Source organism: Neisseria sp. WLZKY-1 (genome assembly GCF_046546535.1).
Classification (GTDB): domain Bacteria; phylum Pseudomonadota; class Gammaproteobacteria; order Burkholderiales; family Neisseriaceae; genus Neisseria.
This window is the reverse complement of record NZ_JBKGTW010000007.1, coordinates 46,827-58,435: the sequence shown is the minus strand read 5'-3', so window position 1 is coordinate 58,435 and position 11,609 is coordinate 46,827. Positions and strand designations below refer to the sequence as shown.

8 protein-coding genes are annotated in these 11,609 nt (G+C 62.1%); 4 read left to right on the top strand and 4 right to left on the bottom strand.

Translation table 11 applies throughout. From position 1 onward, the window contains the following. Positions 1-138: 138 nt before the first annotated feature. Entirely contained in the window at positions 139-2,727 is a 2,589-nt protein-coding gene (gene acnB / locus ACLD9W_RS03735; protein ID WP_410840755.1) for a bifunctional aconitate hydratase 2/2-methylisocitrate dehydratase, read from the bottom strand. A 244-nt stretch (positions 2,728-2,971) separates the two neighbouring features. Then, a complete protein-coding gene (locus tag ACLD9W_RS03730; RefSeq protein WP_410840754.1) occupies positions 2,972-3,859 on the bottom strand; it encodes a chorismate mutase in 888 nt (295 codons plus the stop codon). Between the two features lie 241 nt (positions 3,860-4,100). On the opposite strand from ACLD9W_RS03730, the gene ACLD9W_RS03725 reads away from it, so the two are divergent. The 4 genes from ACLD9W_RS03725 (at position 4,101) to tilS (ending at position 9,438) form a co-directional block, all read left to right on the top strand. Then, a complete protein-coding gene (locus ACLD9W_RS03725) occupies positions 4,101-6,245 on the top strand; it encodes an AsmA family protein (RefSeq protein WP_410840753.1) in 2,145 nt (714 codons plus the stop codon). A 149-nt stretch (positions 6,246-6,394) separates the two neighbouring features. Further along, positions 6,395-7,456, top strand: coding sequence for an ankyrin repeat domain-containing protein (locus ACLD9W_RS03720; protein WP_410840752.1), 1,062 nt, complete (start codon positions 6,395-6,397; stop codon positions 7,454-7,456). Between the two features lie 129 nt (positions 7,457-7,585). After that, positions 7,586-8,008, top strand: coding sequence for a hypothetical protein (locus ACLD9W_RS03715; RefSeq protein ID WP_410840751.1), 423 nt, complete (start codon positions 7,586-7,588; stop codon positions 8,006-8,008). Between the two features lie 116 nt (positions 8,009-8,124). Next, complete coding sequence (tilS, locus tag ACLD9W_RS03710) at positions 8,125-9,438, top strand: tRNA lysidine(34) synthetase TilS (protein WP_410840750.1); 1,314 nt, start codon at positions 8,125-8,127, stop codon at positions 9,436-9,438. Positions 9,439-9,782: 344 nt separating this feature from the next. Here the strand turns inward: tilS and ACLD9W_RS03705 are convergent, their stop codons facing one another. Next, a complete protein-coding gene (locus tag ACLD9W_RS03705) occupies positions 9,783-10,016 on the bottom strand; it encodes a heavy-metal-associated domain-containing protein (protein ID WP_410840749.1) in 234 nt (77 codons plus the stop codon). A 78-nt stretch (positions 10,017-10,094) separates the two neighbouring features. Then, complete coding sequence (locus ACLD9W_RS03700) at positions 10,095-11,480, bottom strand: nucleobase:cation symporter-2 family protein (RefSeq protein WP_410840748.1); 1,386 nt, start codon at positions 11,478-11,480, stop codon at positions 10,095-10,097. Positions 11,481-11,609 lie beyond the last annotated feature (129 nt).

Genomic DNA, 11,609 nt, shown 5'->3' with positions numbered 1-11,609 from the left:
CGGTGCGGGCGTTTCAGACGGCCTTTGGGCTATGTTGCGGGCAAGAAAAAACGGAACAAACTGTGTTGTTCCGTTTGCCGTTTCGGGTGTTCAGACGGCCTTTTAGCAACCATTGAGGCCGTCTGAAAGGTCTGCCGCTCAAACGTTTACTGCTTCGGCTTTTTCGTTATATTCGTCGATTTCGTTGAAATTCATATAACGGTAAATCTGGTCGCCCTGTTCGTTGATGATGCCGATATTGGCTTGGTATTCTTCAACGGTGGGGATTTTGCCGAGTTTGGAGCAGATGGCCGCGAGTTCCGCCGAGCCGAGGTAAACGAAGGTGTTTTTGCCCAGGCGGTTGGGGAAGTTGCGGGTGGAGGTAGACATCACGGTGGCGCCTTCGCGTACCTGCGCCTGGTTGCCCATGCACAGCGAGCAGCCGGGCATTTCCATGCGGGCGCCGGCGCGGCCGAGTACGCCGTAGTGGCCTTCGTCTGACAACTCTTTGGCGTCCATTTTGGTGGGCGGCGCCATCCATAGGCGCACGGGGATGTCGCTCTTGCCTTCGAGCAGCTTGGACGCGGCGCGGAAGTGGCCGATGTTGGTCATGCACGAGCCGATGAACACTTCGTCGATCACGGTGCCGGATTTTTCCGACATAAAGCAGACGTCGTCGGGGTCGTTCGGGCAGGCGATGATGGGCTCTTTGATGTCGTCCATGTTGATTTCGATGACGGCGGCGTATTCGGCATCTTTATCGGCTTCGAGCAGCTGCGGGTCGGCCAGCCATTTTTCCATGGCTTTGATGCGGCGCTCGAGCGTGCGCGGGTCTTTGTAGCCGTCAGCAATCATGTTTTTCATCAACACGATATTGGACTGCATATACTCGATAATCGGCTCTTTGTTGAGCTTGACGGTGCAGCCGGCGGCGGAGCGTTCGGCGGAAGCGTCGGTCAATTCAAAGGCTTGTTCGACTTTCAAATCGGGCAGGCCTTCGATTTCGAGAATGCGGCCGGAGAAGATGTTTTTCTTACCGGCTTTAGCCACGGTGAGCAGGCCTTGTTTGATGGCATACAGCGGAATGGCGTTGACCATGTCGCGCAGGGTTACGCCCGGTTGGAGCTTGCCTGAAAAACGCACGAGCACGGACTCGGGCATATCCAGCGGCATCACGCCCGTTGCGGCGGCAAAGGCCACCAAACCCGAGCCTGCAGGGAAGGAGATGCCGATGGGGAAACGGGTGTGCGAGTCGCCGCCGGTGCCGACGGTATCGGGCAAGAGCAGGCGGTTGAGCCAGGAGTGGATCACGCCGTCGCCCGGGCGCAAGGCCACGCCGCCGCGCGTGGAGATAAACTCGGGCAGCTCTTTGTGGGTTTTCACGTCAACGGGTTTCGGATAGGCGGCGGTGTGGCAGAACGATTGCATCACCATGTCGGCGGAGAAACCCAGGCAGGCGAGGTCTTTGAGTTCGTCGCGCGTCATCGGGCCGGTGGTGTCCTGCGAGCCTACTGTAGTCATGCGCGGTTCGCAGTAAGTGCCGGGGCGCACGCCTTGGCCTTCGGGCAAACCGCAGGCGCGGCCGACCATTTTCTGCGCCAGCGTGAAACCGGCATTGCTCTCGGCCGGTGCTTTGGGCAGGCGGAATTTGTCGGATGCGGGCAGGCCGAGTGCTTCGCGGGCTTTGGCGGTCAGGCCGCGGCCGATAATCAGGTTGATGCGACCGCCGGCCTGCACTTCGTCGAGCAACACTTCCGATTTCAGGGCAAATTCGGCCACGGTTTCGCCGTTTTTCACGATTTTGCCTTCGTAGGGCAGAATATCGACCACGTCGCCCATTTTCAGCGCGGAGACGTCCACTTCAATCGGCAGCGCGCCCGAGTCTTCCTGCGTGTTGAAGAAAATCGGCGCGATTTTGCCGCCGAGACACACGCCGCCGAAGCGTTTGTTCGGCACAAACGGGATGTCCTGGCCGGTGTGCCAGATGACGGAGTTGGTGGCGGATTTGCGCGAAGAGCCGGTGCCGACCACGTCGCCGACGTAGGCAACGGGATGGCCTTTGGTTTTGAGCTCTTCCAAAAGCTTGATCGGGCCGACTTCGCCCGGTTTGTCGGGATTGATGCCCTCGCGCGGGTTTTTCAGCATCGCCAGCGCGTGCAGCGGAATATCGGGGCGGCTCCACGCATCGGGTGCGGGGGAAAGATCGTCGGTATTGGTTTCGCCGTCGACTTTAAATACGGTAACAGTGATTTTTTCCGGCACTTTTTCGCGCGCGGTAAACCATTCGGCATCCGCCCACGACTGCAATACTTCTTTGGCGTGGACGTTGCCTTTTTCGGCTTTTTCCTGCACATCGTGGAAGGAATCAAACATCAGCAGCGTGTGTTTCAAACCTTCGGCGGCGATGGGGGCGAGCTTGTCGTTGTCCAGAAGCTCGATCAGGGGATGGATGTTGTAGCCGCCGAGCATGGTACCCAGAAGCTCGGTGGCGTATTCGGGGGAAATCAGCGGGCTTGCGACGCTGCCTTCGGCAACTGCGGCAAGAAAAGAGGCTTTGACTTTGGACGCGTCGTCCACGCCGGGCGGTACGCGGTGGGCGAGCAGATCGACCAAAAACTGATGGTCTTCGCCGGCGGGCGGGTTTTTCAGCAGTTCCACCAGATCGGCGGTTTGCTGGGCGGAGAGGGGCAGGGCGGGGATGCCCAGAGCGGCGCGCTCGGCGGCGGCTTTGCGGTAAGTTTCTAACATAATATTGTTCCTTGGCTGTTTTTCTTCTGAAACACTGCAAATGTAGTTTGCAGTAGTGGCCGAACTATAAACCAATTCCCGATAAATAGGAATACGAAGGGCAGGGGGTTTTACAGTGTGAAAAGGATTGTGATAAATAAATGCAATGAGGCCGTCTGAAACGCGGGAAAGCCTTACTCTTTCTGCGTTTTCAGACGGCCTTTGCACCGCGTTTCCGCTGCCTGACGCGGGCGGCGGTTCGATATTAACGGATGCTTGTGTTCAGGGTGTGGACGACGGCGTTCGCGCCGGCGGCTTCGGCCAGTTTGCGTAGGATTTCCTGCGGCATGTCGCTGTGGTGCAGGCGGGTGATGTTGGCGAGCACGGGCAGGCGGCAGAGGCGGCGGGCGCGGACGAGGGCGTCGGTGTCGAGGCGGTGGGGGTGGCGCGGCGAGAAGCTGAGCGTGCCGCTTTCGCCGAGGATGATTTGGTGGTTGCCTTTGAGGGCGATGTGTTCGGCAGCGGTGAGCCATTCGTCGGTGCTGTGGTGTTTGTCTTTGCACAGCACGAGCGGGGTGTTCAGACGGCCTATTTCGTCCTGCAGGGCGCGGTTGGCCATCAGTTCGCCGCCGAGATAGAGGATGTCGGCTTCGGCCTGCAGGGCAGCTTCGATTTGACGCACGTCGCGGATGCGCACCAGCACGGGGCGGCCTGCGGCATGGTTGGCGGCGGTGTTCCCGCGCAGCAGGCGGATTTGTTCTTTTTCGTTCGGCGGCTGTTGCTCGGCGTAGGGGTTGTCGGGCAGGCGGAAGGGGTCGAGAAAGAGTGCGTCGGCGTCGGTGCGGTCGGGCAGGGCGGTGACGGACAGGATTTTCGCGCCGCCGAAAGCAACGCCGCGCACGGTAATCACGCTGTCTTCGGCCTGTGTTTCGCGGCTGATGATGCGCCAGTTGGAGAGCACGCGGATGGCGCGTTCGACGTGGGGCAGGGCTTCGATTTCCTGCACTTGGAACACGCGCTCGTCGCCCACCGCGCCGATGATGGTGCGCTCGTCGCCGCGCGAAACGTGTTCGCGCAGGCCTTTGCTGCGGATAAAGTCGGTAACGGCGGCCACGGCTTCGGCGGGCGCGTGTTTGTGCATCACGATAATCATGGTTCGGCTGCTCCTGCTGCGGATAAGGCGGGCGATGGTAGCACAGGATGGGCAGGTCGTCTGAAAGCGGAGTCGAACCGCCGCCTTCGTCCTTTTCAGACGGCCTTATGCGGCAGACAGGCGGGTTTCTGTCTTTTCAGACGGCCTTTCGTGCCGCCGCAGCGACGGAAAGGCCGTCTGAAAAGGGCGGGGCGCAATCTGCTATACTCCGCCGCTGTTTTTTGCACCATCGGCACGGGATATGAAACGTCTGCAATCGGGTAAATTTTGGATGAAACTCATCAGCGGCGGCACGCTGTTGTTTGTGCTGGCTTTTGCGGTGAAACATATCCTGCTTTCTTGGCTTTTTTCGCCGGAAAACCTGCGGCGTGCGGCCGACGAAGCGGTGGCCGGAACGGGGCGGCGCGTGCGTTTCGTCGAAAACGGCGTTTCCGCCGCCATTTTTCCGCGTCCGACGGTGACGCTCAAACAGGTCGAGCTGACGCAGCCCGACGGCGCGGGTACGCAGATGCGTGCCGAAGAAATGCGCGTGGGCATCGGCTGGGCAAGCCTGTTCGGCGAACCGAGGATAGAAAAATGGGTATTCGTCCGCCCCGTCGTTTCCCTGGCGCGCGACGCGGCGGGCGAATGGAACGTGCGCGACCTACTGGAAAAACAGAGCGGGACGGCAGTCGACCGTATCATCGTCGAAGGCGGCCGCGTGCTGATTGACACGCCGCAGCACCGCCATGTTCTCGAAGACGTCGGCTTCAACATCAACAATGCCGACGACGAACAAACCCAAATCAAGGCAGACGGCCGTCTGAAAACCCCGCTGTGGGAAAACGAAGCGCAATGGAAACTGCAAGGCGTGCTCCACCGCAGCGGCGGCAGCTGGCAGATACCCGAAATGGCGCTCACCGGCAGCAGCCGCTACCACGACGCCGAACTCGTCTTCCGTTTCGCCGCCGACGCCCTCTGGCAGCGGCGCGACCGCAACATCCGTTTCGCCCAGGCCGGTTTGCAGCTCGACATCCCCGCCTACAAACTCCACCTGAACGCCGAAGCCCCTGCCGTCGACGCCGCCGACGGTAGGCTGTCTGCCCGCGCCGCCAATGCCGTGCTCACCGCACAATGGGACGATGCGCAGTGGGACGCCACCCTCTCGGCCAAAGACATCGCCCTGCGCCCCGGCTCGCTGGCCGTCGAACAGGTGCAGCTCAACGGCAGCCGCAAAACTGCCGCTACGCAAACCGCCTTCACACTCGACACCGCCGTCAACCGCAGCGGCGCCGACTGGGTGCTGCCTGCCCTCAAACTCACCACCCGCCTCGACAACCTCACCGGCAACCCCCGTCCCCGCCTCGTCAGCGAACTCGACGGCTCGTGGACATACCGCAACGGCTCTTGGGAAGGCCGTCTGAAAGGACAGCTCGACCGCGAAGCCCTCGCCCTCAAAGCCGCCTACACCCCCACCGCCGACAAACAGCCCGCCCGCCTCAATGCCGACCTGCGCCTCGACAAACTCTCCCTGTCTCCCTATCTCGAAAGCCTGCCCGCCGACAGCGCCGCCGCCTACCCCGCCTGGCTGCAAAAACCCGGTGCGCCCGAAATCGAAGCCGACATCGCCGTCAAAACCCTGCAATCGCCCAATCTCGAAATCAACAACCTCACCACCCGCCTGCAAGCCGACCGCGAACGCATCGTCCTGCCCGATTTCAGCGCCGAACTCTACAACGGCGTGATGGAAGGCGGCATCAGCATGGCCGCCACCACCCCGCCCACCTACCGCCTGCAACAATACGCCCGCAACATCAACATCCGCCCCCTCATGCAGGATCTCTTCCGCTACGGCAACATCAGCGGCCGCGGCGACGCCGAAATCGACCTCACCGCCCAAGGTACAGGCCGCGCCGGCCTCACACGCACCCTCTCCGGCACCCTCGAACTCAACCTCAGCAAAGGCGCATGGCACGGCGTCAACCTCAACCGCGCGCTGCAAAACCTCCTCGGCAGCCAGGCCGTGCAAACCGACGGCAACTCCGCCACCCCCTTCGAGCGCTTCACCATGAGCAGCAGTATCGGCAAAGGCATCAGCCGCCACGACAAAGCCGAGCTTTATTCCGACACCTTCCGCATCGAACTCACCGGCGCCACCGACTTCAACACCATGACCCTCAACGAGCGCCTCAAACTCTACCCCGCAGGCGGGCAGGGCACACCCGTCCCCCTCATCATCCGCGGCAAACCCGACAACCTCTCCGTTACACTCGACTACAAAGGCCTCACCGAAGGGCTGGCGAGCGCCGAAGAAAAACAGCAGGCACTCGAACGCGCCATCCGCGAACAATGGCAGTGGCTCAACAACGCCAAACCCGCCGCCCCGCCCGCAAACGCCAAACCGTAAACACAAAAAGGCCGTCTGAAAGCCCCGTTTCTCCGCTTTCAGACGGCCTTAGCCTGTCAGACAGACTGTTTTCGTTAACTGTGTCGGCCGAAGCAGACAGCCTTCAAGGCCGTCTGAAAAGCCGTTCCACCCAAAGAAAGGGCTCCCCCATGCCCAAAAAGAAAACCACCCTCCCCAAAAACTTCCGCGAACTCTGCCAAGCAGGCGATCTTGCCGCCCTGCAAGCCGTGTATGACGACACCGACATCAACGCCGTCGAGCGCACCATAGGGAAATCGCATCCGCTGGCGATGAGCGGAACCCCGCCCGCCTTCATGCAATGGCTGATCGACCACGGCGCGGATGTTAATTTCCAACGCACCGCCGACGACAGCCCGCCGCTCTATCATCAAGTCCAAGCATGCAACGCCGAACACGCCGCCGTGCTGCTGCAAAACGGCGCAAACGCCAGTTACACCAACGAGTTCGGCAACTCCATTCTCCATTTCGCCCGCACCGCGCCGCTGGTCAAACTGCTGCTGGCGCACGGTGCCAACCCCGCCGCCAAAAACCGGCGCGGGCAAACCCCGTTTGACAGCCTGTTGGATACCGCCCCGCTCTCCGACAGAATTGCCGACATGATTGCCTGCACCGAAATCTATTTGCAGGCCGGCATGACCATCACCGAACAGCAGCGCGAGCAGGTGGCATGGTCGCGCGACCATTACGACGAACACATGGAACGCTTTGAAGTCCCACACACACCCGAAGGCTACGCCGCCCTGCGCCGCCTGTGCGAAATGTTCGGAGTTGCCCCCGAACCCGTGTGCGAAGAGCCGCAGCCCATACCCACCGCCCCGATTGTGCTTGCAGGCGATACGCTGTGGGACAAATACATCAACGGCTGGGACGCACTCGTGCCGCCATCGGGACGTGCCGCCACCGTGCAGGGCGAAATCATCCGCATCGCAGGGCGCATCCGCGACGAACTGCTGCGCAACGCCATGGGCAACTGGGGCAGGGAACACCGCAAAATGATCAACAGCTTCCCCAAATACGCCAAACTCGGCACGCCCCTTGCCGCCGACGCACTCGCCGAAATCGCCGCCATCCAAAAAGGCATCCTCGGCGACGACGGCACGCTCTCCCAACGCCTGTGCGAACTCGCCGCGCAATGGGTGGCGCAAAACCCCGCGCCGATAGCCTTGGGCGAAACGGCGTATAAAATCTGAACGAAGGCAGCCTGAAACGCCGCCTCCCGTTTTGGCTTCGCTGAATCCTACGGCTTTCAGACGGCCTCGGAGGCCGTCTGAAAGCCAGCCCCCACAACCAAACCCCATCCCCCAACCAAAGGAAACCTCATGAAAAAAACCGCCCTGATGTTCGCCGCCCTGTTTGCCGCATCCGCCGCCTGCGCCGCCGACAATGCGCCTGCCACACGCGGCATCGTCAGTCAAACCGAACAGCTTCCCGCCGGACAAACCATCACCGCCGCCGCCCGCCTTGCCGCCGGTAAAACCTACCGCATCAGCGGTAGCTGCGGCAAACACTGCGGCAAACTGCGCCTGCAACTGTTCAACAGCAGCGCGCATGTCGATCTGTATGACGAAGACACCCGCCACGGCGCGCTTGTGGGCGAACAGAGCGGCTTGAAAAACCCCGGCCTGAATTGGACGGCAGCCGCAGACGCCGACTACACCGCCGTGCTCACCGTAACAGAATGCGCCGCTGCCGCCTGCACTGCCACCTTGGACATCTCCGAAAGCAAGGGGGCGAAACCTTAAAGGCAGTTTTTACTTTGCCGAAACCGCGCTTTCAGAAACGTCGTTCCCGCGTTTATGCCCCGCAGGAGTATAGGTGGGAACGGCCTCCCGCAAACCCACCCCGAAAACCCGAAACCATGCACCCCGTTCCCGCCGCCGTCCTCCGCGCCCTACCCGCCGTCGTCCTCCGCGCCCGCCGCATCGAAACCGCCCTCAGCGGCGGGCTTGATTCCGTCGTCCTGCTGAACATCCTCGCGCAGCTCAAAGGCAGCCTGAACGCCGAACTGACCGCCGTCCACGTCCACCACGGCCTGCACGCCGATGCCGACGGCTGGCTCGATTTCTGCCGCAGCTACTGCGCACGCCTCGGCATCCCCCTGCGCGTCGAAAAAGTTACCGTCCGCCCCGCAGGACGAGGCATCGAAGCCGCCGCCCGCGAAGCGCGTTACCAAGCCTTCGCCCGCAGCAGCGCCGACATCCTCGCCGCCGCCCACCACGCCGACGACCAAACCGAAACCTTCTTCCTCGCCGCCCTGCGCGGCGGCGGCCTGCGCGCCCTTGCCGCCATGCCCGAACTGCGCCCCCTTGCCGAAAACCCCGCCGTGCACATCTGGCGGCCGCTTCTGCCCTACAGCCGCGACGAACTGGCCGCCTACGCCGCCGAACACCGCCTCGACTACATCACCGACCCCGCCAACGCCGACCCCGCCTATCTGCGCAACCGCCTGCGCCACGACGGCCTGCCCCGCCTGCGGCAGATACAGCCGCAGCTGGATGCCCACATCCGCGCCGCCGTCGCCCTGTTGCAGGACGAATTGGCCGTATTGCAGGAAACCGCCGACGCCGACTGGCAGGCCGTGCACGACGCCCACGGCTTCAACACCGCCGCCTGGCGGCAGCTCACCCCCGCCCGCCGCCGCCAAACCGCCCGCCGCCTGCTGCTTGAAACGGGCGGCAGCCTGAAAAACCAAGCCTTCCTCGCCGACTTCTGCCGCGTGTTAGACCAAATCGGCACAGGCGAAGCGCAATGGCCTCTGTCCGATCACACCCTCATCGCCAGCCGAAACCGCCTGTTCCTCCTGCCGCAAGACTGGCAGCGGCAATACACCCCCGCCGCACGGCAGGGCAGCCTGAAAGACCTGCAGGCCGCAGGCTGGCAGCTCCGCCCCGCCCGCCACGGCTTGCCGCGCGAGCTGCTAAACCAAACCCTGCGCATCCGCCCGATAGAAAAAGGCGACCTGCTGCACACCCCCGCCGGCCGCAAACCGCCCAAACAAATCCTGCACGAACACCGCATCCCCCCCTTCATCCGCCCCTGCTGGCCGCTGATCGCCGACGAAAACAACCGCCCCCTCGCCCTCGCCAACCTGCGCGCCGACAGCCGCCACACCGTTTCAGACGGCCTGCTGCCCTGTCTGCCGGATTACGATAAATTTCTGATGAAAGAGTAGGGCGGAAGGCTGTTTCCTGTACGGGAGTGATGGTTCTGAAATCGGGATGATCTGGGATGAATCTTAATCGGATAACAGCGTCCCCTCCCCCGCTTGTACCCCGTTGGAGCATATAGTAAGCCAAAATAAAAAATATACGGCGTTAGCTCGCCTTGCCGTACTACTTGTACTGTCTGCGGCTCGCTGCCTTGTATCTTTTTTATTTTGACTCACTATAAATGGGGGAGGGTTAGGGTGGGGGTTGATACCGCTGCGGCAACTTTGCAGGGCATTGGCGCGAATAAAAAAGGCCGTCTGAAACCCCAAAATTGGGTTTTCAGACGGCCTTTCGTGACGGCAGCGGCTCAGGATTCGAGTATGGCGAGCTCGAAGCGGTTGCCGAAGATTTCGACGAAGCCCGCCATCACGCGTTCGGGGTCGGTAACGGCGGGGTCGTAGGTGATACGGGCGTTTTGGCCGTCCAGATCGGCTTCGGCGGCGGTGACGCCGTCAACCGACGAGAAGGCGCGGTTGACTTTGGCAACGCAGTTGGGGCAGTGCATGCCGCGGACGGCGGCGAGCATGGTTTTTGAGGTCATGGCGGGTTTCCTTGTGTGAACGTCCTTGCGGACAAAAAGCCTGCGGGGCAGGCGCTTGGGACGGCCGTTTCAGACGGCCTATACTTCCAAATCGTCGCTCAGGTAGACGCGGCTGCCGTTGTCGTGCGGCATCAGCAGGTTCATCAAAAGCGCGGCGCAGCCGCCCATGCAGATGGGGTTTTGGAACAGCTCTTTGAGCGGCAGCAGGGCAAAGACTTCGGGTTTGAAGCTCACGCCCAGGCCGAGGCCGATGGCAGTGGCGGCGATAACGGTTTCGCGGCGGTTGATGCCGCGGCTCATCAGGATGCGCACGCCGGCCACGGTAATCAGGCCGAACATCAGCACCATCGCGCCGCCGATAACGGGGCTGGGGATGGTGGTGAAGGCGCGGCCAACGACGGGAAACAGCCCCAGCAGCACCAAAATCGCGGCGATGTAGCGGCCGACGTGGCGCGAGGCGACGCCCGTCATTTGGATCACGCCGTTGTTTTGCGCGAAGGTGGTCAGCGGCAGTGAGCCCAGCGCGGTGGCAATCACCGACACCAGCCCGTCGGCCAGCACACCGCCGCGCAGGCGGCTGCGGAAGGCTTCGCCTTCGTAGTCTTCGCCCGACACCATGGCCGTGGCGGTCAGGTCGCCCACTGCTTCGAAAATGCTCAGAAGGTAAACCAGCGCGGCCACCATAAACGGCGCTGGTTGGAAATCGAAGCCGTATTTGAAGGGCACGGGCAGGGTGAGGGTGGGGAGATTGTCCAGCACGGAAAAATCGACCATGCCCAAATACAGCGCCACCGCGTAGCCCGCAATCATGCCCACGGCGATGCCGCTCATGCGCAGCAGCGGGTTTTTCAGGCAGTTGAACACCAGCACCACGGCCAGCACGAAGGAGGCGAGGCCGATGTTTTGCAGCGAGCCGAAGGTGCCGTTGCCCTGTGCCGCGAAGCCGCCGCCGAACTCGGTAATCGCCACACTGATAAGGCTCAAACCGATCATCATCACCACCACGCCGCTGACGGTGGGCGTAATCACTTTTTTCAGATAGGGCAGCAGCCAGGCCGAACCGGCCACGATAAACGCCCCCGCAAAAGCAATGCCCATCAGCGCCGACATCATCGCGTTTTCGTCCATGCCCTGCGCCTTCATGCCGCTGCCCAGCGCAATCATCACGCCGACGAAGGAAAAGTTGACCGACTGGATGGACAAGAGCCCCGAGCCGACCGGCCCGAAGCGGCTGACCTGCAAAAACGTGCCGATGCCCGAGGCCACCATCGCCATCGACACCAGATACGAAGTCATTTCCGGCGGCAGATTGAGCGCGCTGCCGACAATCAGCGCGGGCGTAATCATCGGCACGAAAATGGCGAGCAGGTGGGTGACGGCGCTCAAAAGCGCATTGGCAAAAGGCGGCCTGTCTTCGAGGCGGTAGACCAGATCGGCGGGCTGCTGTGGGGTGGGGGCGGACATATCGTGCTTTCGTGTGTGCGGGAAAACCGCAGCGGCAGAGGGCGGCTGCGGGAAAAGGGCGGCATTATAAAGCGGAGGCGCACCGCCTGAAAGCGGCGCAAAGGCCGTCTGAAAGAATCGAAAACGGGT

Bases quoted from the DNA above. Each gene is read 5' to 3' on its own strand.
- ACLD9W_RS03715 (WP_410840751.1), top strand. From the start codon at position 7,586: ATGAAAAAAACCGCCCTGATGTTCGCCGCCCTGTTTGCCGCATCCGCC.
- ACLD9W_RS03700 (WP_410840748.1), bottom strand. From the start codon at position 11,480: ATGTCCGCCCCCACCCCACAGCAGCCCGCCGATCTGGTCTACCGCCTC.
- acnB (WP_410840755.1), bottom strand. From the start codon at position 2,727: ATGTTAGAAACTTACCGCAAAGCCGCCGCCGAGCGCGCCGCTCTGGGC.
- ACLD9W_RS03705 (WP_410840749.1), bottom strand. From the start codon at position 10,016: ATGACCTCAAAAACCATGCTCGCCGCCGTCCGCGGCATGCACTGCCCC.
- ACLD9W_RS03720 (WP_410840752.1), top strand. From the start codon at position 6,395: ATGCCCAAAAAGAAAACCACCCTCCCCAAAAACTTCCGCGAACTCTGC.
- tilS (WP_410840750.1), top strand. From the start codon at position 8,125: ATGCACCCCGTTCCCGCCGCCGTCCTCCGCGCCCTACCCGCCGTCGTC.
- ACLD9W_RS03730 (WP_410840754.1), bottom strand. From the start codon at position 3,859: ATGATTATCGTGATGCACAAACACGCGCCCGCCGAAGCCGTGGCCGCC.
- ACLD9W_RS03725 (WP_410840753.1), top strand. From the start codon at position 4,101: ATGAAACGTCTGCAATCGGGTAAATTTTGGATGAAACTCATCAGCGGC.